Genomic DNA, 22,010 nt, shown 5'->3' with positions numbered 1-22,010 from the left:
GTTGTCGTCATCGGTCCGTTAGACGATAATAGGCGGCTTTTTTTGTTTCAGGTCTTATTCATGACAGATTATTTGCTGCTCTTTGTGGGTACGGTGCTGGTCAATAACTTCGTATTAGTGAAGTTTCTTGGCCTGTGTCCGTTTATGGGTGTTTCCAAAAAACTGGAAACGGCCATCGGCATGGGGCTGGCGACCACTTTCGTACTGACGCTGGCGTCTATTTGCGCATGGCTGGTCAACGAGTTGATCCTTATTCCTCTTGACCTGGTCTATTTGCGCACGCTGGCGTTTATCCTGGTGATTGCCGTGGTTGTGCAATTTACCGAAATGGTGGTGCGCAAAACCAGCCCGGCCCTTTATCGCCTGTTGGGCATCTTTTTACCGCTGATTACCACCAACTGCGCGGTGCTCGGCGTGGCATTGCTCAATATCAATCTCGGCCATAACTTCCTGCAATCAGCGCTGTATGGTTTTTCTGCCGCCGTGGGTTTCTCGCTGGTGATGGTGTTGTTTGCAGCGATTCGCGAGCGTTTAGCGGTTGCCGATGTGCCCGCCCCCTTCCGTGGGAATGCCATTGCACTGATCACCGCTGGCTTGATGTCTCTGGCCTCTATGGGCTTTAGCGGGTTGGTGAAGTTCTGATGAGTACCATTTGGATTGCTGTTATTGCGCTGGGCCTGTTGGGTCTGGTCTTCGGGTTGATCCTCGGGTATGCCTCGCGTCGTTTTCGCGTCGAAGAAGACCCGATTGTCGATAAACTGGACGAACTGCTGCCGCAGAGCCAATGCGGGCAATGTGGTTATCCAGGCTGCCGCCCGTATGCGGAAGCTGTCGGAAATCAGGGCGCAAAAATCAACTTGTGCGCTCCTGGCGGCGAAGCCGTGATGCACAAAATAGCCACCTTATTAAATGTCGACCCGCAACCTATTGAAGGCGACGCCCAAGCGCAAGAACCCGTGCGCATGCTGGCGGTTATCGACGAACCCAATTGCATTGGCTGCACCAAGTGCATCCAGGCCTGCCCGGTGGATGCCATTGTCGGTGCCACCCGCGCCATGCATACCGTAATCAGTGACCTTTGCACCGGATGCAATTTATGTGTCGACCCGTGCCCTACGCGCTGCATTGAGCTGCGCCCGGTCGAAACCACCACAGAAAGCTGGAAGTGGGATCTGCAAACCATCCCGGTTAGACTCATTCCGGTGGAGCAAAATGCTTAAGTTATTTACCCGTTTCAAAAAAGATAAAATCTGGGATTTCGATGGTGGCATTCATCCACCCGAAATGAAAACTCAGTCAAACGGCACGCCGCTGCGCCAGGTTCCTCTGCCACAAAAACTGGTTATTCCGTTGAAGCAGCACATTGGTGCTGAAGGCGAGCTGTGCGTGAAAGCTGGCGATTACGTGCTGCGCGGCCAACCTTTGACTCGCGGGCGCGGTCGTATGTTGCCGGTTCATGCTCCCACTTCCGGCACCATCACGGCTATTGCACCCCAATCCACCGCCCATCCTTCGGCGCTGGCGGAACTGAGCGTGATTATTGAAGCCGATGGCGAAGATAAATGGTTCGAACGCGATGGCTGGCATGATTATGCGTTGCATAGCCGCGAAGAGTTAATTGAGCGTATTCATCAGTTTGGTGTGGCCGGTTTAGGCGGCGCGGGTTTCCCGACCGGCAATAAATTGCTCGGTGGTGGCGATAAAATCGACACGCTGCTCATCAACGCCGCCGAATGCGAGCCGTATATTACCGCCGATGACCGCCTGATGCAGGATTGCGCCGCGCAAATCATCGATGGCGTGCGTATTCTTGCCCATGTTTTGCAGCCCAAGCGCGTGTTAATCGGCATTGAAGATAACAAACCGCAGGCCATTTCGATGATGCGTGCGGTGCTGTGCAATACTCATGGCATTGAGTTGCGCGTGATCCCAACGAAGTATCCTTCCGGTGGCGCCAAGCAGCTCACGCAAATTTTGACCGGGAAACAAGTTCCGCAAGGTGGTCGTTCGTCCGATATTGGCGTGCTGATGCAAAACGTCGGCACGGCTTTTGCCGTCAAGCGCGCCATCATCGACGGTGAACCTTTAACCGAACGTGTGGTGACGTTAACCGGCGGAGCGGTTCAGCAACCAGGTAATGTCTGGGCACGTTTAGGTACGCCAGTTCGCCATTTGTTGGATTTTGCCGGGTTCCGCCCAGGACATGACCAACAGGTGATTATGGGCGGGCCGTTAATGGGCTTCAGCCTGCCGTGGCTCGATGTTCCGGTCGTCAAAATTACTAACTGCTTGCTGGCCCCTTCCGCCAGTGAAATGGGCCAGCAACAAGAAGAACAGAGCTGTATCCGTTGTAGCGCATGTGCTGATTCCTGCCCTGCTGATTTATTACCCCAGCAGCTTTACTGGTTCAGCCGTGGGCAACAGCACGATAAGGCGCAGGCTCATAACCTGAAAGACTGCATCGAATGCGGCGCTTGTGCCTACGTTTGCCCGAGTAATATTCCGCTGGTGCAGTATTTCCGCCAGGAAAAGGCCGAGATCCGCGAAATCGAGTTGGAAGCCAAACGCACGGCTGAAGCGAAAGTTCGCTTCGAGGCGCGCCAGGCACGACTCGATCGCGAGAAAGCCGCACGTCTTGAACGTCACAAACAGGCGGCGGTTCAGCCAACAACCAAAGACAATGACGCGATTCAGGCCGCTCTTGCCCGGGTGAAAAGTAAGAATGCCCAGGGCAGTGAACCGATTGTGATTAAAGCGGGTACTTTGCCAGACAACCAGCAAGTGATTGCTGCGCGTGAAGCCCGTAAAGCACAGGCGCGCGCACGTCAGGCTGAGAAAGAAACACCAGAACCGCAATCTGAAGCCAGCGTTGCTGACCCGCGTAAAGCAGCGGTTGAAGCGGCTATTGCGCGTGCAAAAGCGCGTAAAGCGGCGCAATCCAGCGAAACCGCAGCGCCTGTCGAAGTGGCTAAAACTGAAACGGTTGACCCGCGCAAAGCGGCGGTCGAAGCCGCCATTGCTCGTGCAAAAGCGCGTAAAGCGGCGCAGGCCGAGCAACAATCTGAAGAAACACCTGCTGAAGAACAAGATCCGCGTAAAGCCGCCGTAGCTGCGGCGATTGCCCGAGTTCAGGCACGAAAAGCGGCGCAACAGATGGCATCAGAGGAATAAATGGTTTTTAAGATAGCAAGTTCCCCCTATACCCATAACCAACGCAGCACATCGCGAATTATGCTGCTGGTGACTTATGCCACTTTGCCGGGAATGGCGATGCTGTGGTACTGGTTTGGTTGGGGCAGTCTGGTGCAAATCGCATTAGGTATTCTGACGGCAGTCGCCGCAGAGCTGCTGGTACTGAAACTGCGCAAACAACCGCTGCGAATTTTGGGCGATAATTCTGCCGCATTGACCGGCCTGCTGCTGGGCATCAGTATCCCGCCGTTTGCCCCGTGGTGGATGGTTGTTCTCGGTACGGTGTTTGCGGTGATCATCGCAAAACAATTGTATGGCGGTTTGGGTCATAACCCGTTTAACCCGGCGATGGTCGGTTATGTGGTGTTGCTGATTGCTTTCCCGGTACAAATGACTTCATGGCTGCCGCCACACACGCTTGCCGCCACGGTGCCAGGTTTTGCCGATTCGCTGCACGCTATTTTCTCCGGTACGACGGTGGCGGGCGACACCATGTCGCAGTTGCGCATGGGCATCGACGGCATTAGTCAGGCCACACCGCTGGACACCTTTAAAACGGGCTTACGTGCCGGGCATTCGGCGACGGATTTGCTGCAAGAACCGATTTACACTGGCGTGCTGGCGGGAATCGGCTGGCAATGGGTTAACCTTGCGTTTCTCGCAGGCGGCCTGTTCCTGCTGATCAAAGGCACGATTCGCTGGCATATTCCGGTCAGCTTCCTGCTGGCATTAGCCGTGTGTTCCACGCTGGGCTGGATGTTCTCCCCGGAAAAGTGTGCCTCACCGCTGATTCATCTGTTCTCGGGTGCAACGATGCTCGGGGCGTTCTTTATTCTTACCGATCCGGTCACCGCTTCAACCACCAATCGTGGACGCCTGATTTTTGGCGCACTGGCAGGCTTATTGGTTTGGCTGATTCGCACCTACGGCGGTTATCCGGATGGCGTGGCGTTCGCCGTATTACTGGCGAATATTACCGTGCCGCTGATTGACTACTACACCCGCCCTCGCGCTTACGGGCATCGCTAAGGAATCGTCATGCTGAAAACAATGCAAAAACATGGCGTGACTCTGGCGCTGTTTGCCGCCCTGGCAACCGGGCTAACGGCAGTGGTTAACGCGTTAACTAAAGACACCATCGAGCAGCAAGCCGTCGCACAGCAGAAGCTGTTGTTCGATCAGGTTATTAGTCCTGATAGTTACGACAATAATATTCAGACCAGTTGTGTTGTCGTCAACGATTCACCATTAGGCAAAGGCGAGCGCCATATTTATGTGGCACGTAAAGGCCAACAGCCCATTGCCGTAGTGATGGAAACCACCGCACCCGACGGCTATTCCGGGGCGATTCAGCTGCTCGTCGCGGCTGATTTTAACGGCAAAGTTTTAGGTTCGCGTGTGACGGCACACCATGAAACACCGGGCCTGGGTGACAAAATCGAAACTCGCCTGAGCGACTGGATTACCCATTTTGCTGGTAAAACCATTCAGGGCAATGATGACCCTAGTTGGGCAGTGAAGAAAGACGGCGGTCAGTTTGACCAGTTTACCGGTGCGACCATTACCCCACGCGCGGTTGTCAATGCGGTAAAACGTGCGGGATTGTTCGCAAAAACATTACCCGCGCAAGTGGATAACTTACCTGTTTGTGGAGCACAGCCATGAGCGAAGTAAAAGATATTGTCGTTCAGGGGCTTTGGAAGAATAACTCCGCCCTGGTGCAGTTGCTGGGCCTGTGCCCGCTGCTGGCGGTCACTTCCACGGCGACAAACGCGCTAGGCCTTGGCCTTGCAACAACGCTGGTTCTGGTGCTCACCAACAGCGCCGTGTCTGCGCTACGCCGCTGGGTTCCTGCCGAAATTCGTATCCCGATTTATGTGATGATCATCGCCTCGGTGGTCAGCACCGTTCAGATGCTGATCAACGCGTATGCCTACGGTTTGTATCAGTCATTAGGGATTTTCATTCCGCTGATTGTCACCAACTGTATCGTGATTGGCCGCGCCGAGGCGTTTGCCGCCAAAAGCAGCGTGCCGCTCGCCGCTCTCGATGGATTTGCCATCGGGATGGGGGCCACCAGCGCGATGTTTGTATTAGGCTCGTTGCGTGAAATCATCGGTAACGGAACGCTGTTTGACGGTGCCGATGCCTTGCTCGGCGGTTGGGCAAAAGTTTTACGCATTGAAGTGTTCCATACCGACACACCTTTCCTGCTGGCGATGTTGCCACCGGGGGCGTTTATCGGCCTGGGCTTAATGCTGGCAGTTAAATATCTTATTGATGAAAAAATGAAAACGCGCCGCGCAGCGAAAGCTGTTGCAACGGAAGGTACTCCAGAGAAAGCGTAATGAATAAGAGCAAACGGCTAGAGATCCTCACGCGTCTGCGTGATAACAATCCGCACCCCACGACTGAGCTGCAATTTAGCTCGCCGTTTGAATTACTGATAGCCGTGTTGCTTTCAGCGCAGGCCACGGACGTCAGCGTGAATAAAGCGACGGCAAAGTTGTATCCGGTGGCGAACACACCGCAAGCGATGCTGGAGCTTGGTGTGGATGGCATCAAGTCTTACATCAAAACCATCGGCCTGTTTAACAGCAAGGCCGAGAACGTGATTAAGACCTGCCGGATGCTGATTGAATTGCATAACGGCGAAGTGCCGGAAGACCGCGCAGCTTTGGAAGCGTTACCCGGCGTCGGTCGCAAAACAGCAAACGTGGTGCTTAACACGGCTTTTGGCTGGCCGACTATTGCGGTCGACACTCATATCTTCCGTGTATGTAATCGCACTAACTTCGCGCCTGGTAAGAATGTTGAGCAGGTCGAAGAAAAACTGCTGAAAGTGGTTCCGGCAGAATTTAAGGTTGATTGCCACCACTGGCTGATTCTGCATGGCCGCTACACTTGCATCGCCCGCAAGCCGCGCTGTGGCTCATGCATCATCGAAGATCTCTGTGAGTACAAAGAGAAAGTCGAACTCTAAATACATTCGCCTGCTGTATGAGTAGCAGGCGGATTCCACGCGTATTCCCTCCTCTCTTTAATTCGCCCTCATTCAATGGCTTTGTTCTGCAAAACCTCGCCGCTTCGTTTACATCCTGCGGTGAATAATTACCCGAACAGGTTAATCGTTTTTTTACGATAAGAATTTTCCATAACTATGTGACGCAGATCACACTGATAACCTGATGTTAAAATTACGTCATCAAAATGAAACAAATAACCGCGTATTCATCAATGAATACACGACTTAGGCAGTACAATAGCCTGCACAAATCTTTACACCCCGCCCATATCACTAGACATTCGCCTTTAAAGCAGAATATATAACTAAATTTTATTATTTTTGTTCTTATGAAAGACAAAAAATCGCCAAAGCGCATTTTGATAAAATTTAACGCTGAATAACAAATTGCTTTCAGGAGCATTATTCCACGTAGGATAAATGTAACAGATTATTGCAAACCTCTTGCCTGATGGCCCAGGATAGTGAACATTACCCGCCGTTTCCCCCTTTCTAATAATTAAAAGGTGAATGCCAACGGCATGACGCCTGCAAAATTCCTGTTAATAGTGGGATGTAAAAAAAGAGGTATATGTGTCGACTGCAAACAAAAAACCAGCAGAAAGCGTTAGTCTGAACGCTTTCAAACAACCTAAATCGTTCTACCTGATTTTCTCTATCGAATTATGGGAGCGTTTTGGCTACTACGGCCTGCAAGGCATCATGGCCGTTTACCTGGTCAAAATGCTGGGTATGTCCGAAGCTGACTCCATCACCCTGTTCTCTTCCTTCAGCGCACTGGTCTACGGAATGGTTGCGATTGGTGGTTGGTTGGGCGATAAAGTTCTCGGCACCAAACGTGTCATTGTGCTCGGTACAATAGTGCTGGCTATCGGTTACGCGCTGGTAGCTTACTCGGGTCACGATGTGGGTATCGTGTATATGGGTATGGCGACTATCGCCGTGGGTAACGGTCTGTTTAAGGCTAACCCATCTTCCCTGCTTTCTACTTGCTATGATAAAGACGACCCACGTTTGGACGGTGCATTCACTATGTACTACATGTCCATCAACATCGGTTCGTTCTTCTCTATGCTTGCCACGCCGTGGTTGGCAGCAAAGTATGGCTGGAGCGTTGCGTTCTCCCTGAGCTTCGTGGGTATGCTGATCACTCTCGTGAACTTTATGTTCTGCAAGAAGTGGGTCAAAAACCACGGTTCTAAACCTGACTTCCAGCCGGTGCATTTCGGCAAACTGGCGACCACAATTGTTGGTGTGCTGGTGTTGGTGACTGCGGCGACCTGGTTGCTGCACAACCAGGGTATCGCACGTATGGTTCTGGGCGTCGTTGCTCTGGGCATCGTGGTTATCTTTGCTAAAGAAACCTTCGCAATGCAAGGCAGCGCACGTCGTAAGATGATTGTGGCCTTCATTCTGATGGTTGAAGCGATTGTGTTCTTTGTGCTGTATAGCCAAATGCCAACCTCTCTGAACTTCTTTGCTATTCGTAACGTTGAGCACTCGATTCTGGGTATCGCGTTTGAACCAGAGCAGTTCCAGGCACTGAACCCATTCTGGATTATGATTGGTAGCCCGATTCTGGCGGCCATCTATAACAAGATGGGCGACCGCATCCCAATGCCACACAAATTCGCCTTCGGTATGGTTCTGTGCTCACTGGCGTTCCTGGTGCTGCCAGTCGGTGCTAAGTTCGCGTCTGATGCCGGTATCGTTTCTGTTAGCTGGTTGATTCTGAGCTACGCGCTGCAGAGTATCGGTGAGCTGATGATTTCCGGTCTGGGTCTGGCGATGGTTGCACAACTGGTTCCACAGCGTCTGATGGGCTTCATCATGGGTAGCTGGTTCCTGACTACCGCGGGTGCTGCAATCATCGCGGGTAAAGTTGCTAACCTGATGGCTGTTCCAGAAAACGTGACAGATCCATTGCAGTCACTGGCTGTATACGGTCACGTATTCATGCAGATCGGTATTGCTACCGCTGTCATTGCAGTTCTGATGATGATCACGGCACCAAAACTGAGCCGTATGGCACAGAGTGAAGATAAAGCTGAGTCCGTTAAGGAAACAGCTACCGCGTAATGTAGCGGGAAACTAGATATTTTCAGCCGTTAGCTTCGCAGCTAACGGCTTTTTTTTTTGCCCGTATGCGCACTAACATAGGGTATCTTAGCGCCCCATAGGAGTTCAGTAATGAAACTGTATTATAAAGCTGGTGCCTGTTCCCTCTCCCCACATATTATCCTGCGTGAAACCGGTATTGATTTCTCTTTGGTTAAAGTCGATTTAGCGGCGAAGAAAACCGAAGACGGCGGCGATTATCTTGAGGTCAACGCCAAAGGCCAGGTTCCTGCACTACTGATGGATGACGGCTCACTGCTCACCGAAGGTGTGGCGATTGTGCAGTATCTGGCAGATAAAGTGCCTGACCGTCAGTTGCTCGCGCCATCAGGCAGCATGACGCGCTACCACACGCTTGAGTGGCTGAACTACATCGCGACAGAACTGCATAAAGGTTTCTCCCCACTGTTTAACCCGGCAACGCCAGAAGATTTCAAAACCCTCACTCGCGCAGCACTTGAGAAGAAATTCAAGTACGTCAATGAAGAGCTGAATGACAAACAGTGGCTGATGGGTTTGCGTTTTAGCGTGGCGGATGCGTATCTGTTCACCGTGCTGCGTTGGGCGCAGGCGCTGAAACTCAATCTGGAAGGGCTAAGCAATATTGATGCGTTTATGGAACGTATGAAAGCGCGTCCGGCAGTCGCGGCGGCTTTAACAGCTGAAGGGATTTAACGCGTTATTGTTTTAATAATGGCGGATGAGCTTAAGCGCTATCCGCCTTTTTTTATTACAGTTTCACCGCAGTGAAGTAGTGCTCTGGTTTGGCAATCCCTTCCTGGGCTGCAACCAGTTGCAGTTCGTACTCTTCCATTTTCTTCGTCACGACCATCACGTCGTAAACCGCAGCGGTGACATGCTCCAATGCTTCGCGAAGCGTTGCGCCCTGCAACAATTTCACCAACAGTAAACCGCTGGTCACATCGCCCACGCCAACCGGTTGGCGATCGCCAAAGTCTACCAGCGGGCGATGGATATGCCAGGCTTCGTCTGCTGTGACTAACAGCATTTCAAAGCGATCCTGCTGATATGCCGCGCGCGCAAGGTGTTTCACCAGCACGATTTGCGGGCCTTTCGCGATGAGTTCACGCGCGGTAGCAACCGCTTCTTCTACGGTATTCACCGCATGGCCGCTGAGAATTTCCAGCTCAATCAGATTTGGCGCGATGATATCGCTGGCGGGCATCGCATAGCGCGTATGAAATTCAGCAACGCCCGGAGCCACGATGCAACCCTTTTCAGGATGGCCCATTACCGGATCACAGAAATACTTCGCCTGCGGATTGGCTTCTTTCACTTTGCGCACGATAGAAAGAATATGTTCACCCTGCTCTGCAGAGCCAAGATATCCGCTGAGTACCGCATCACAACGCTGCAACTGACCGATGTCAGCGATTCCCTGCACAATCTCACTGAGATGGCTGGCAGGCATTACACTGCCTGTCCATTTTCCGTATTGGGTATGGTTGGAGAACTGCACTGTGTTCAACGGCCACACGTTGGCGCCCAGGCGGCGCATCGGGAATTCAGCAGCACTATTACCGGCATGACCAAAAACCACATGGGACTGGATGGCAAGAATGTTTTTCATCTCTCTACTCGGGCTACTCTGGGAACATATCGCAAAAATAAAGGGCGTGGTTTCCCACGCCCTTCTGGTCTTTCTTAATTACTTCCAGCAAACGAGGCAGTAATTTTTCTTACCCCGGCGCAGCAAGGTGTAGCGATTGAACAGAATATCGCTATCAGCAAAGGTGTATTCCGGGTCGGACTGCTTCTCACCGTTAATGGTAATCGCATTCTGCGCGATGGTTTTACGCGCCTGACCACGAGACGGCTGCAGTTCGGAATCAACCAGCGCTTGTTGTAAATCCGCGCCACGTTCCATTTCAACCATCGGCACACCGTCCTGAGCCAGTTGCTCAAGGTCAGCTTCAGTCAAATCGCTCAGGTTGCCGTTAAACAGGCTGCTGGTAATACGTTTAGCGGCTTCAAGGCCTTCTTCGCCGTGAACCAGACGAGTCACCTGCTCTGCCAGCACATATTGCGCACGCGGAGCCGCACCGCTGTTTTTGTCTTCTTCTTCCAGCGCGTCGATTTCTTCAAGGCTCATGAAGGTGAAGAACTTCAGGAAGCGGTAAACGTCGGAGTCGGCGGTGTTAATCCAGAACTGGTAGAACTTGTACGGGCTGGTTTTCTTCGGATCAAGCCAGACTGCGCCGCCTTCGGTTTTACCGAATTTGGTGCCGTCAGATTTAGTGATCAACGGAACAGTCAAACCAAATGCTTGCTGCTGGTGCAGACGACGGGTCAAGTCGATACCAGAGGTGATGTTACCCCACTGATCGGAACCGCCAATTTGCAGCACCACGCCATGCAGTTTATTCAGGCAGGCGAAGTCATAACCTTGCAGCAGGTTGTAGGAAAATTCAGTAAAGGAGATACCGACATCATCGCGATTCAGACGCTGCTTCACGGCTTCTTTGTTAATCATCTGGTTAACAGAGAAGTGCTTGCCGATATCACGCAGGAAAGTCAGAACGTTCATTCCGCCAAACCAGTCGTAGTTATTGGCGGCAATGGCGGAGTTTTCACCACAGTCGAAATCGAGGAACGGTGCGACCTGGCGGCGGATTTTTTCCACCCACTCTTGCACGGTGTCTTCGGTATTCAGTTTGCGCTCAGAAGCTTTAAAGCTTGGATCGCCAATCAGGCCTGTTGCACCACCCACCAGCGCAACCGGTTTGTGACCCGCTTCCTGGAAGCGTTTCAGGCACAGCAGTGGAACCAGATGGCCCAAATGCAAGCTGTCAGCGGTAGGATCAAAGCCGCAATACAGAGCAATTGGCCCTTGCGCCAGTCGCTGTGCTAACGCTTCTTCATCCGTTACCTGGGCGACTAAGCCCCGCTCTTGCAATTGTTTAATTAGATTGATGCTCGCCATCAAATTCTCCATCTATATACGACTGCACCTTTACCGGTACACGGTTTTCCGCCTGGTGGCGAAAAGAGTTAATTTCTTAGGGGACATAGAATAAAGCGCCAACAGCAGGAGTGCCAGCGCTTAACACAACAAATTCCCGATGTTATGGGGCCAGGCGGTCTATTTTCCAGGCACTGCCATCACGCTGGTATAAAAAACGATCGTGCAGACGATGTTCACCGCCCTGCCAGAATTCCATTTGCTCAATTGTTACCCGATAACCGCCCCAGAAACTTGGTAACGGAATTTCGCCTTGCTGGAATTTCTGTTTCAGTTCGAGGAATTTGCTTTCCAGAATCCCGCGCGCGGATATACGGCTGGATTGTTTTGAAACCCAGGCGCCAATCTGGCTGTCACGCGGACGACTGTGGAAATATTTCATCACTTCGAGGGTGGATAAACGCTCCGCCGTTCCTTGCACCATCACCTGGCGATCAAGCATATGCCATGGGAAATGCAGGCTAATTCGCGGGTTATTTTCCAGATGGTGCGCTTTGCGAGAACCGAGGTTGGTGTAAAACACCAGACCGCGTTCATCGAAGTGCTTAAGCAAAACAATGCGCTGATACGGCTGGCCGTTTTCATCAACGGTCGCTACGACCATGGCGGTCGGATCGGCAAGTTTTGCATCGCATGCCTGAGCTAACCAGCGCTCAAACAAAGGCAGAGGTTGTTCGGTAAGATCATTACGGCGCAAACCACCTTTAGTGTATTCGCGGCGCAAATGCGCAATTTGTTGCAAAGAGTCGTTGTCAGACATGGCTTTACGTCAGGCTATCTTCAGGTGGAGCTATTGTGCGCTCCACCCTCAAAAATCTCTACTCAAAATAATTCAGGTTGCAGGCAGGCGGCAAACGAACGAGGCCCCAGGAGCTTACTTGAGTAAGTGACTGGGGTGAGTAAGCGCAGCCAACGCCCCTGCAACTTGAAGTATGAAGAGTATCAACGTTTAGGGTTTTGTAACTGGCAGTTATCCAGCACGACCGTGTCTTTGCGGTACACCGTTGCGGTATCGCCTTTCGACCAGAACACATACACCCCGTCGGTATAACGTGTGCCCGAGGCAGATAGACCCTGGGTCAGAGACAGGTATTCATTGTCGTAGACAAAGTTAACCATCTGTTTTTCGTTATTGAGCTTTACGGTAAGCGGCTTTTCTTCGCACTGATATTGAAGGGTATCGGTATGCATACGTTCCACAAAACTGTTGTAGTAGCTGCATCCGGCAAGCATGAAAGGAATCGTGGCAATCAGTAGTTTTTTCATCTGCATGTCCTGAAGTTCTTATAATTTCTTATAAAGGGGAGAGCTTAACCTCCCCCTTTACTTCAGTTTAGAGATTTAGTGCTGTGCTGAATTTCAGTTAACTCTGATTATTTAGGGAATATTATGTAGCGGGTTGGCGGGAAATATTGCGCCGATGACGCTGGCTGCAGATGCGCCCGTAACAGAAGGCAAATTACCCGGCAGGCCCGATAATGTGCGATAAGCAAGCCATGCAAAGGCCAGCGCTTCCATATCGTCGCCGCTGATTCCAGCCTCATCCGTGGTGGTCACTTCGATACCTGGCAGCAAACCACCTAAACGCGCCATAAGAAGTGGATTACGACTGCCGCCGCCGCATACCATCAGGCGTTCACAGCCACCGCTTAATAACACTTGCTCCGAAATAGTAACGGCTGTGAGTTCTGTCAGTGTTGCCTGGACATCTTCCCCGGCAAGCCCAGGATATGCCGCCAACTGCCGCTCAAGCCAGCCGTAATTGAAATATTCCCGACCGGTGCTTTTCGGCGCTGGCATGGCGAAATACGGGTCACTCAGCATTTGCTGTAATAAAGGAATAATGACCTTGCCACTGCTCGCCCATTCCGCGTCTTTGTCATACGCTTTGCCACGTTGACGCCAGATCCACGCGTCAATCAGCATATTGCCTGGGCCGGTATCAAAACCGCGCACCGGATGCCCCGGAATCAGCAATGAAAGATTGGCGATGCCGCCAATGTTGAGCACCATGCGATGTTCAGAAGGATGCGCTAACAACGCGTGATGGAAGGCAGGAACAAGGGGCGCACCTTGCCCACCGAGCGCCATATCGCGACGGCGGAAATCTCCGACAACCGTCACACCGGTGCGCGCAACAATCTGGTTGTTATCACCAATTTGCAGGGTGTGCGGCGCTTCACCTTGCGGTTCATGCCAGACGGTTTGCCCGTGGCAACCAATGGCGGTGACGTCCGAAAAGGTCAGCCCCTGCTTATCCATCAATATTTGTACGGCTTCGGCGAATAATTTGCCTAACCGATTATCGAGCTGCCCGAGTTGCGAAAGTGTGAGCTGCTGCCCCTGGCAAATAGCCAGAATGGCATTTTTGATATCTAAAGGAATGGGATGGCTGTAACTCGCCTGTTGCGCAACCAGATGCTCATCAATCGCTGCCAGAACAACATCTATACCGTCCAGACTAGTGCCTGACATCACGCCGATATAACGCCCTGATTTCATCTGTTACTCCTTTAAACTCGCCAAATTGGGGGGATTAACTCCACCATAAACTAGCACTCAATACGATGATTCATTAACAATTTTTAACAACAATGCGCCCTTAATCAGCACTCATTCAAATTCACACCATGAATATACAAATGGTTTAAGTACGGTTAATAACCCTTTTTTTAGTATCAATGCCATAATGCGTCTGAACTAATCTTAAATTCAGCACCTAAATACCATATAATTTAGCCATGAAGGATGCTCAGTTGGGCGTTTCAGGTGTTCAGGAGAATCAAAAATGATTTCACGTGTACTGGCAGTAACATTAGTTGGGTTAACTTTGGCTGGTTGCAGCAACACCAGTTCACTTTCCGGTGACGTTTACAGCGCCTCTGATGCCAAACAAGTGCAAAGCGTCACGTACGGTACATTGGTTTCTGCACGTCCTGTTCAGATTCAGGCTGGCAATGATTCCAACGTGATGGGTGCGATTGGCGGTGCTGTACTGGGTGGTTTCCTGGGTAACACCGTCGGCGGCGGTACCGGTCGTTCACTGGCAACGGCTGCGGGTGCTGTAGCAGGTGGCGTGGCAGGCCAGAGTGTTCAGGGTGCAATGAACAAAACTCAAGGTGTTGAGCTGGAAATCCGTAAAGATGACGGCAACACTATTCTGGTCGTGCAAAAACAAGGCGATACTAAATTCTCTGCGGGCCAACGCGTGAGAATCGCCAGCAATGGTAGCCAGACTACCGTTTCACCGAACTAATTAGTGCCCCAGAAAGCAGAAAGCCTCGCTGCAAGGCGAGGCTTTCGATAAACACATTATTCTTTCGTTTGCAAATCAACGATGTTTTTTTCCAGCCGGTTTATCAGGTTAAGCAGCAGTGTTTGCTCTTCAGCGCTGATACCCAATAAAATCTCTTCGCGAGTCTTCTTAATCACCGTTTCCATCTCAGTGATGATGGGATCGGCCCGCTCAGTGAGCTTAATGCGCTTCGCGCGGCGGTCATTCGCACAAGTCTGACGAGAAATAAGGCCTTTCTCTTCGAGTTGATCAAGTGTTCTGACCAATGACGGTTGCTCGATGCCGATCGCTTTGGCCAGCTGAATTTGTGACTGTTCGGGCGGCAACTGATGAATATTGTGCAGCGTTACCCAATGTGTCTGTGTCAATTCAAGAGGTTTCAGGCGATGGTCAATCAGAGCACGCCAAATGCGCACCAACCGTGCCAGATCTGATCCTAATGGCGATTCCAATTTCATCTCCTTATAATTAGCTTGCTAACATATTATACTGATTTTAAACTACTGTGCAGGCTTTAATTGAAAAAACAAAATCCTTATTTTTGCTGATGTTATGCAACCAGCTATAATTTTAGTTTACATCTAAGTCAGGGGAAACGGCAGTCACCCCCCGGAATTTTAAAGGATTATCTGACGTGAGTTTCAATTTTATAAATTCAGGCCTTCCTCTTCAGGACCTGATTGTCGGTGCATCTATCTATTTCCCCCCTCTTTTTAAAGCGGTTATGGTCGGCTTTTTTATCTGGCTCATCCTGCATCATTTGTTGCGTGACTGGATGTATTCCGGCGAGATCTGGCATCCGACATTAATGGATTTGTCGTTATTCTCGCTGTCTGTCAGTGCGGGCCTTGTGATTCTGGTGGTGTGGTAAAGCATGAATATGAAAACAATAAAGTACTTTTCCACGTTACTGATTTTCGCCGTAGCCATCATTGTTGGCTGGTTGTTATGGAATTATTACATGCAATCGCCCTGGACGCGAGACGGGAAGGTTCGCGCAGAGCAAGTCAGCATCACGCCGCAAGTATCAGGAACCATCACCCAGCTCAATATTGAAGATAACCAGTTCGTAAAAGCGGGCACCACTTTATTCACCATTGATGTTACGCCGTACCACATCGCCGAGCTTAATGCGCAGGCGCAGCTTGCTCAGGCGCAATCTGAACTTAGCAAAGCCAGCAACGAAGCGAATCGCCGCAAGAATTTGCCACGCAATTATATCTCTGCGGAAGATATGGATACCGCCAATATTAATGTCAAAGCCGCGCAGGCCGCAGTGAAAGCCGCTGAAGCCACGCTTGAACAAGCAAGATGGCAGATTACCCAAACCACGGTTACCGCCCCGGTTGATGGCTGGGTGACGAATCTTTCAACGCGCACCGGGAACTATGCCACCTCCGGGCAGCCGGTATTTGCGCTGGTTGATAGTCACTCTTTTTATGTCGTCGGTTATTTTGAAGAAACCAAACTTCGCCATATTCAGCCCGGTAATGCGGCGCAAATCGTTTTATATAGCGGCCATGTTCCGTTAAGCGGAAAAGTGCAAAGTATTGGCCGCGCTATTTACGACCAGAGCGTGGAAAGCGACAGCAATTTAGTGCCGGACATCAAACCCAACGTGCCGTGGGTGCGTCTGGCCCAACGTGTTCCGGTGCGAATTAAACTTGATGAGATTCCACAAGGGGTCACGCTGGTTTCCGGCACCACCTGCACCGTCTCCATTAAGCACTGATTGCGCTGATGAAAATCTCGGCGTTGTCATGGCGAAATACCCCCTGGGGCAAAGCGAATGCCGGTCAATGGCGTTATGCCCTGCGCAACGCCATTGCGATGTGTCTCGCATTAACCATCGCTTATTATCTCAACTTAGATGAACCCTATTGGGCAATGACGTCTGCAGCGGTAGTGAGTTTCCCTACCGTCGGCGGCGTGGTCAGTAAAAGTCTGGGGCGCGTGGTTGGCAGCCTGATTGGCGCGATGGCTTCGCTGATTATTGCCGGAAACACGCTTAACGATCCGTGGCTGTTTACTTTTGCGATGGCGGCTGGCTGGCGCTGTGTACCTGGAGTTCCAGCCATTTCCAGAATAACGTGGCGTACGCGTTTATGCTGGCAGGCTACACCGCCGCGATTATCGCTTTCCCGATGGTCAATACCGTTGAAACCACGCAGCTTTGGGATATTACTCAGGCGCGTGTGTGTGAAGTTATCGTCGGGATTTTGTGTGGCGGTTTTATGATGATGGTGCTGCCCAGCACCTCTGATGGCACCACGCTGCTTAGCGCATTACGAAACATGCATTCGCGCCTGCTGGAACACGCTTCGATGTTGTGGAAACCAGAAACCACTGATGCCATTCGCACCGCGCACGAAGGGGTCATCGGCCAAATTTTAACCATGAATCTATTAAGGATTCAGGCGTTCTGGAGCCATTATCGTTTCCGCCGTCAGAACAATTTGCTCAATTATTTAATTCACCAACAGCTACGTCTGACGAGCGTGATTTCCGGCTTACGCCGCATGTTGATGAACTGGCCCAATCCGCCAGAAAATTTATGGCGCGTTCTGGATGAGTTAATTAAGGAACTCGCGCGTGAAGATACGCATAAATACGACATTGCTCGCCTGCTCCAACAGATTGCACCATCTAACGAAGATGATTTCCGCCATCAGGCTTTCTGGCATCGTCTGCGCTATTTCTGCTGGTTATATCTGAACAGCAAACGGTGGTTGCGCGAGCTGGAAAATGCCACGCCCGTGTCAGAAGTCGAACCGCCGAAGACCCCGCCGCTGGCACGTCATACCGATAATACCGAAGCACTGTGGAGTGCATTGCGCACCTTCTGCGTGATTACCGTCACCGGAGCCTGGTGTATCAGCACGCAATGGGATGGTGGAAGCGGCGCGCTGTCGCTGGCGGCAATCAGCTGCGTACTTTATTCATCGGTCGCTTCGCCGCTCAATTCCCTCACTTTGTTGATGCGCACCTTGTTGTGGCTGTCGCTGTTTAGCTTCCTGGTTAAATTTGGCCTGATGGTGCAGATCACCGATCTCTGGCAGTTCCTGATTTTCTTATTACCGCTGCTGGCGACCATGCAGTTACTCAAACTGCAACAGCCCAAACTGGCTGGACTGTGGGGGCAACTCATCGTTTTCATGGGGTCGTTTATTGCGGTCACTAATCCACCAGTTTATGACTTCGCGGATTTCCTTAATGACAATCTGGCGAAGGTGATTGGCGTCGGTCTTTCGTGGGTTGCCTTCTCCGTTCTGCGCCCAGGTTCAGACATGCGCAAAGGCCGCCGCCATATTCGCGCTTTACGCCGGGGTTTTGTCGACCAGTTAAGCCGCAAACCGCAACATTCAGAGAATCAGTTTGAATCTTTGGTTTATCACCACATCAGCCAGTTGAGTAACAGCAAGGAAGAGGTTGCGCGCCGCTGGCTGCTGCGTTGGGGAGTGGTGCTGCTTAACTGTTCGCATGTCGTTTGGCAATTGCGAAGCTGGGAAACGCGTTCCGACCCGCTTTCTCAGGTACGTGATGTTTGCATTCATACCTTGCGGGATGTGATGAGCGAACGTGGCGTTCAGCAGCGCTCGCTGGCGGTAACGTTGCAGGAATTACAGAAGATGTCGGAAACTCTCGCGCACCATCACAATCCGGCAGCGCGTGAACTGGCGGGAATTATCTGGCGGCTCTATTGTTCGCTTTCACAACTGGAACAAGCGCCGCCTGCCGGAACGCTGGCAGGCAGCCGCTGATATTACTGAATAGCGCCGCAGGCGTAACGTGCCCCACCACCGCCAAGCGGTTTAGGTTGATCGGACATATTATCGCCGTCAACATGCACCATCAGCGCTTTGCCTTTGACATCATCGAGTTTTTTCAGGCGCGGTGCGGTAACGGGTTGAGTTGCGCTGCCGTCGTTATCGACCACCAGCACCGGTAAATCGCCCAGATGCCCAACACCCATCGGGCCCATATGTTTGCCGGTATTATCAGGATCAAGATGCCCACCCGCCGCTTCAGCCGCTGAAGGTTTGCCATCTTTCATTGCAGCATCACAGCTGCCTTTGGCGTGGACATGGAAGCCATGTTCGCCAGGGGGAAGTGTTCGCAGGTCTGGCGCAAAAACCAGGCCTTTATCGGTTTCGGTGATTTTCACGGTGCCAAGAGAATGGTCAATTCCCTTCGCCGTGACGAGATTCATTTCCACTTCGGTGCTTGCAGCCTGAGCCGCCGCACAGCTAAAAAGCGCAAGAAAAGCCAGACTTATTCGCTTCATATTTATCTCCCGGATTCATGTTTGCCCTGTTAAGCATAGGCCAGAGAAGTCGATTCCTCCGGGAGATAACGGTTTTTGGGATTTATGGCACGTCGTAACCCAGCGCGGCTTTACGAATGCGGAACCACTGCTGGCGGCTCATATCAAGGCTCAGAGAATGAATCGCTGAGCGCACACGTTCGATTTTACCGGAGCCAATAATTGGCAGTGGCTTCGATGGCAAACGCATCACCCACGCATAAACCACCTGCTCGATTGTCTCAGCACCGATCTCCGTTGCAACAGCTTGCAGCTCATCGCGCAGCGGCTGGAAAGCTTCGTCATTAAACAGGCTACCGCCGCCCAGACAAGACCATGCCATCGGATGCACGCGCAGTTGCTGACATTGATCCAGTGTGCCATCAAGAATGGTCGGCTGGTGAACCGGGGAAATTTCTACCTGGTTGGTCGCCAGCGTGAACGGCAGGCGCGATTGCAATAACGCAAACTGAGCCGGGGTAAAGTTTGAAACGCCAAAATGACGCACTTTGCCGCTCTGATGCAGCGAGGTGAACGCTTCGGCCACTTCGTCCGCATCCATTAAAGGATCAGGACGGTGAATTAACAGCAGGTCAAGATAGTCAGTTGCCAGGTTCTGAAGCGAGGTTTCCGCGCTGCTGATGATGTGAGATTTGTCGGTGATGTAATGCCCCAGCGCGTGGTCAGGTTTTGCCGTGGTGGCAATCCCGCACTTGGTGACGATTTCCATCTTCTGACGCAAATGTGGCGCCAGACGCATGGCCTCGCCAAATGCGGCCTCGCATTGATAACCGCCGTAAATATCAGCGTGGTCAGCCGTAGTAATCCCCAGGTCGACATGCTCTTCAATAAAGCTGGCCAGTTGAGGCGCGGACATATTCCACTCCATCAAACGCCAATATCCCATCACCAGACGTGAAAATTCTGGTCCCTGCGGGGAAATCGTAATGCGCTGTACCATAAAGCCTGTCCTCAGTTTTTAAAAGAATTCTACGACTGAGTATAAAGGGATCGGAGAATTAAAAAAGTGAGGGTTGTTGCGGTTCTTCAGGGGATGTGGACTTGTTTGCGCGTAATTTACGCATTAATCGCTGGCGGCATAAGCGCAGTACTTCCTGTTTTTGCCCATCGCTCAGTTGCTGCCACTGAAAACGTTCATCACGGCTACGCATACAGCCACGACAAAAGCCGCGCTCATCTGACTGGCAGATGCCACGACACGGGCTTTGTATAGGGAAAAACTCTAACTGTTCTGACACTCGCAAACCTCTTTAACCACGCTGCTTCAATTGAAGCCTGACATGCAGATTGTTGCAAGCGATGCGGTGAAATTAAGGTTCACCTAATCTTATTTAATTAACCTACGTCCATTATATACGATCAGTTATGGACGTTATGGAAATCATTAAGAAGTTACAATGTAACGACTCCAGATTTAACCTTTGTTGTGCTTTTTTCTTCACTTTAATCAATTCACTGTTTATTAAACGCGCTTGGGAAATCATCGCCCCACACTCCTTCCATAGCTGGGTTTTCGCCATTTCGGTGCCTGTTGTATTGTTCAGCGCGTGGGTGTCAATTTTCAGCCTGATTAATATTCCATGGCTGCGTAAACCGCTGCTGGTGATATTAGTGATTGGTTGCGCGGCCAGTAATTACTTTATGTTTACCTATGGCGCGGTCATCGACAAAAATATGATGACCAACGTTTTTGAAACCGACTCCCAGGAAGCACTCGCGCTAATCACTCCGCAATTGTTCCTGTGGTTGGGTCTGGCTGGCATTGTTCCCGCTCTTATTCTCTCAGCGATTAAAATCAAGCCGTCGCGCTGGTGGTACACACTGTTGACGCGTCTGGTCGGCGTGCTGGCAGGTCTGTTGGTCATTATTCTGGTGGCTTCGGTATTTTATAAAGACTATGCCTCGCTGTTGCGCAACAACAAAAACATGGTGAAGATGGTAACTCCGGCCAACTATATCAGCGCCATCAGCCGTTATAGCCAGGCGCGCTGGTTTGCGGGCGATCAGACGCTAATCAAAATTGGTGAAGATGCTCATAAAGGGCCGGTGATTAATCAGCAGAAAAAGAAAACCGTTGTTGTGTTTATCGTCGGCGAAGCTTCCCGCGCGGAAAACTATTCGTTAAATGGCTACGCTCGTGAAACTAACCCGGAACTGAAAAAACAGGACATCATTTACTTCCCGAATGCTTCATCGTGTGGAACGGAAACCGCGGTATCGGTGCCCTGCATGTTCTCCAACATGCCACGTAAAAATTACGATGCCTCACTGGCACAGCATCAGGAAGGCCTGCTGGATGTGATGGCCCATGCAGGTGTTAACCTGCTGTGGCGCGAAAACGACGGCGGGTGCAAAGGTGCCTGCAACCGTATCCCTCATACGGATATGACCCAGTGGAAACTGGATTCATTGTGTAAAGATCAATCCTGTATTGATGAAACGTTACTGAACCGCTTTGGCAATATTCTCGACGGCGTGCAGCAGGATTCCGTTATCGTATTGCACCTGATGGGCAGCCACGGCCCGGCTTATTATCGCCGTTACCCGGACAAATTCCGCCGCTTCACGCCAACCTGTGACAGTAACCAGATTCAGGACTGTGACCATCAATCACTGATCAACACTTACGACAACACCATTTTGTATACCGATGATGTGGTGAGCCGCACCATTGATGAACTCAAAACCCGTAGCGACAAGTTCAACACCGCGCTGGTGTATCTATCTGACCATGGCGAATCGTTAGGCGAAAACGGGATTTATCTGCACGGCACGCCTTACATGCTGGCTCCTTCCCAGCAAACGCACATTCCGTTCCTGTTCTGGTTGTCGAAAGATTACCAACAAAACTTTGCGGTCAACGCCGATTGCCTGAGCAAAAAGGCGGCTACAGAGAACGTATCGCAGGATAATATTTTCTCAACCTTGCTTGGGATGATGGATATTCAAACCTCAGAATATCAAAAAGATATGGATATTCTCGCCACCTGTCGTAAAGCCTGACTGTCAGGCGGTAGAAAAAATCTACCGCCTGAGACTTGCATTAGACCGACTGGTCTATTACATTCTTTCC

At 51.2% G+C, this 22,010-nt stretch carries 22 protein-coding genes and 1 pseudogene; 14 read left to right on the top strand and 9 right to left on the bottom strand.

Translation table 11 applies throughout. From position 1 onward, the window contains the following. The first annotated feature begins 60 nt into the window (after positions 1 to 60). The 9 genes from rsxA (at position 61) to gstA (ending at position 9,010) form a co-directional block, all read left to right on the top strand. Positions 61 to 642, top strand: a complete 582-nt coding sequence (rsxA, locus tag D6029_RS00395) for an electron transport complex subunit RsxA (RefSeq protein WP_120062852.1) — start codon at positions 61 to 63, stop codon at positions 640 to 642. Further along, positions 642 to 1,220, top strand: a complete 579-nt coding sequence (gene rsxB, locus D6029_RS00390; RefSeq protein WP_120062851.1) for an electron transport complex subunit RsxB — start codon at positions 642 to 644, stop codon at positions 1,218 to 1,220. Before rsxA ends, rsxB begins: the two co-directional genes overlap by 1 nt. Then, complete coding sequence (gene rsxC / locus D6029_RS00385) at positions 1,213 to 3,171, top strand: electron transport complex subunit RsxC (RefSeq protein WP_120062850.1); 1,959 nt, start codon at positions 1,213 to 1,215, stop codon at positions 3,169 to 3,171. The genes rsxB and rsxC overlap by 8 nt, the downstream gene beginning before the upstream one ends. Continuing rightward, on the top strand, positions 3,172 to 4,221 hold the full coding sequence (rsxD, locus tag D6029_RS00380) for an electron transport complex subunit RsxD (RefSeq protein WP_120062849.1): 1,050 nt from the start codon (positions 3,172 to 3,174) through the stop codon (positions 4,219 to 4,221). It abuts the gene before it with no gap. A gap of 9 nt (positions 4,222 to 4,230) precedes the next feature. After that, positions 4,231 to 4,857, top strand: a complete 627-nt coding sequence (rsxG, locus tag D6029_RS00375; protein ID WP_120062848.1) for an electron transport complex subunit RsxG — start codon at positions 4,231 to 4,233, stop codon at positions 4,855 to 4,857. After that, entirely contained in the window at positions 4,854 to 5,540 is a 687-nt protein-coding gene (locus tag D6029_RS00370) for an electron transport complex subunit E (protein WP_120062847.1), read from the top strand. The genes rsxG and D6029_RS00370 overlap by 4 nt, the downstream gene beginning before the upstream one ends. After that, on the top strand, positions 5,540 to 6,175 hold the full coding sequence (nth, locus tag D6029_RS00365; RefSeq protein ID WP_120062846.1) for an endonuclease III: 636 nt from the start codon (positions 5,540 to 5,542) through the stop codon (positions 6,173 to 6,175). The genes D6029_RS00370 and nth overlap by 1 nt, the downstream gene beginning before the upstream one ends. A 615-nt stretch (positions 6,176 to 6,790) precedes the next feature. Continuing rightward, positions 6,791 to 8,296, top strand: coding sequence for a dipeptide/tripeptide permease DtpA (gene dtpA, locus D6029_RS00360; RefSeq protein WP_120062845.1), 1,506 nt, complete (start codon positions 6,791 to 6,793; stop codon positions 8,294 to 8,296). 111 nt (positions 8,297 to 8,407) lie between these two features. Next, positions 8,408 to 9,010, top strand: a complete 603-nt coding sequence (gstA, locus tag D6029_RS00355; RefSeq protein ID WP_120062844.1) for a glutathione transferase GstA — start codon at positions 8,408 to 8,410, stop codon at positions 9,008 to 9,010. Positions 9,011 to 9,065: 55 nt separating this feature from the next. Here the strand turns inward: gstA and pdxY are convergent, their stop codons facing one another. The 5 genes from pdxY to anmK all read right to left on the bottom strand — a co-directional run bounded on the left by pdxY (position 9,066) and on the right by anmK (position 13,820). Next, positions 9,066 to 9,926 (bottom strand): pyridoxal kinase PdxY, encoded by an 861-nt coding sequence (gene pdxY / locus D6029_RS00350; RefSeq protein WP_120062843.1) that lies wholly within the window; start codon positions 9,924 to 9,926, stop codon positions 9,066 to 9,068. A 78-nt stretch (positions 9,927 to 10,004) separates the two neighbouring features. Beyond that, positions 10,005 to 11,279: a tyrosine--tRNA ligase gene (gene tyrS, locus D6029_RS00345; protein ID WP_120062842.1), complete on the bottom strand. Its 1,275-nt coding sequence runs from the start codon at positions 11,277 to 11,279 to the stop codon at positions 10,005 to 10,007. A 142-nt stretch (positions 11,280 to 11,421) separates the two neighbouring features. Then, entirely contained in the window at positions 11,422 to 12,078 is a 657-nt protein-coding gene (gene pdxH / locus D6029_RS00340; protein ID WP_120062841.1) for a pyridoxamine 5'-phosphate oxidase, read from the bottom strand. 182 nt (positions 12,079 to 12,260) lie between these two features. Beyond that, entirely contained in the window at positions 12,261 to 12,584 is a 324-nt protein-coding gene (mliC, locus tag D6029_RS00330) for a C-type lysozyme inhibitor (protein ID WP_120062837.1), read from the bottom strand. Positions 12,585 to 12,695: 111 nt separating this feature from the next. Continuing rightward, positions 12,696 to 13,820 carry an anhydro-N-acetylmuramic acid kinase gene (gene anmK, locus D6029_RS00325; protein ID WP_120062835.1) on the bottom strand — a complete coding sequence of 375 codons (1,125 nt, stop codon included), beginning with the start codon at positions 13,818 to 13,820 and terminating at the stop codon, positions 12,696 to 12,698. A gap of 286 nt (positions 13,821 to 14,106) precedes the next feature. On the opposite strand from anmK, the gene slyB reads away from it, so the two are divergent. Beyond that, positions 14,107 to 14,574, top strand: coding sequence for an outer membrane lipoprotein SlyB (slyB, locus tag D6029_RS00320; protein ID WP_034495775.1), 468 nt, complete (start codon positions 14,107 to 14,109; stop codon positions 14,572 to 14,574). Between the two features lie 56 nt (positions 14,575 to 14,630). On the opposite strand, the gene slyA is transcribed toward slyB, so the two are convergent. Beyond that, positions 14,631 to 15,071, bottom strand: a complete 441-nt coding sequence (gene slyA, locus D6029_RS00315; RefSeq protein ID WP_167455947.1) for a transcriptional regulator SlyA — start codon at positions 15,069 to 15,071, stop codon at positions 14,631 to 14,633. A 176-nt stretch (positions 15,072 to 15,247) separates the two neighbouring features. Here slyA and D6029_RS00310 point away from each other — a divergent pair, with 176 nt between their 5' ends. The 3 genes and pseudogenes from D6029_RS00310 (at position 15,248) to D6029_RS00300 (ending at position 18,374) form a co-directional block, all read left to right on the top strand. Then, positions 15,248 to 15,484 carry a DUF1656 domain-containing protein gene (locus tag D6029_RS00310; protein WP_120062833.1) on the top strand — a complete coding sequence of 79 codons (237 nt, stop codon included), beginning with the start codon at positions 15,248 to 15,250 and terminating at the stop codon, positions 15,482 to 15,484. Positions 15,485 to 15,487: 3 nt separating this feature from the next. Then, positions 15,488 to 16,345 carry an efflux RND transporter periplasmic adaptor subunit gene (locus tag D6029_RS00305; protein WP_120062831.1) on the top strand — a complete coding sequence of 286 codons (858 nt, stop codon included), beginning with the start codon at positions 15,488 to 15,490 and terminating at the stop codon, positions 16,343 to 16,345. Between the two features lie 8 nt (positions 16,346 to 16,353). Then, positions 16,354 to 18,374: pseudogene (locus D6029_RS00300) on the top strand (FUSC family protein). A gap of 2 nt (positions 18,375 to 18,376) precedes the next feature. On the opposite strand, the gene sodC reads toward D6029_RS00300, so the two are convergent. The 3 genes from sodC to D6029_RS00285 form a co-directional block, all read right to left on the bottom strand. Further along, complete coding sequence (gene sodC, locus D6029_RS00295) at positions 18,377 to 18,898, bottom strand: superoxide dismutase [Cu-Zn] SodC (protein ID WP_120062829.1); 522 nt, start codon at positions 18,896 to 18,898, stop codon at positions 18,377 to 18,379. 82 nt (positions 18,899 to 18,980) lie between these two features. Further along, on the bottom strand, positions 18,981 to 19,877 hold the full coding sequence (locus D6029_RS00290; protein WP_120062827.1) for an aldo/keto reductase: 897 nt from the start codon (positions 19,875 to 19,877) through the stop codon (positions 18,981 to 18,983). Positions 19,878 to 19,935: 58 nt separating this feature from the next. Next, positions 19,936 to 20,175, bottom strand: a complete 240-nt coding sequence (locus tag D6029_RS00285) for a DUF1289 domain-containing protein (protein WP_120062825.1) — start codon at positions 20,173 to 20,175, stop codon at positions 19,936 to 19,938. 136 nt (positions 20,176 to 20,311) lie between these two features. Between D6029_RS00285 and eptA the strand changes: the two genes are divergently transcribed. After that, complete coding sequence (gene eptA, locus D6029_RS00280; RefSeq protein ID WP_120062823.1) at positions 20,312 to 21,940, top strand: phosphoethanolamine transferase EptA; 1,629 nt, start codon at positions 20,312 to 20,314, stop codon at positions 21,938 to 21,940. Positions 21,941 to 22,010: the final 70 nt, after the last annotated feature.

It is taken from the genome of Buttiauxella izardii, from assembly GCF_003601925.1.
GTDB lineage: Bacteria > Pseudomonadota > Gammaproteobacteria > Enterobacterales > Enterobacteriaceae > Buttiauxella > Buttiauxella izardii.
Note: the sequence above shows the minus strand (reverse complement) of the source record. Positions and strands in the feature narration are given on the sequence as shown.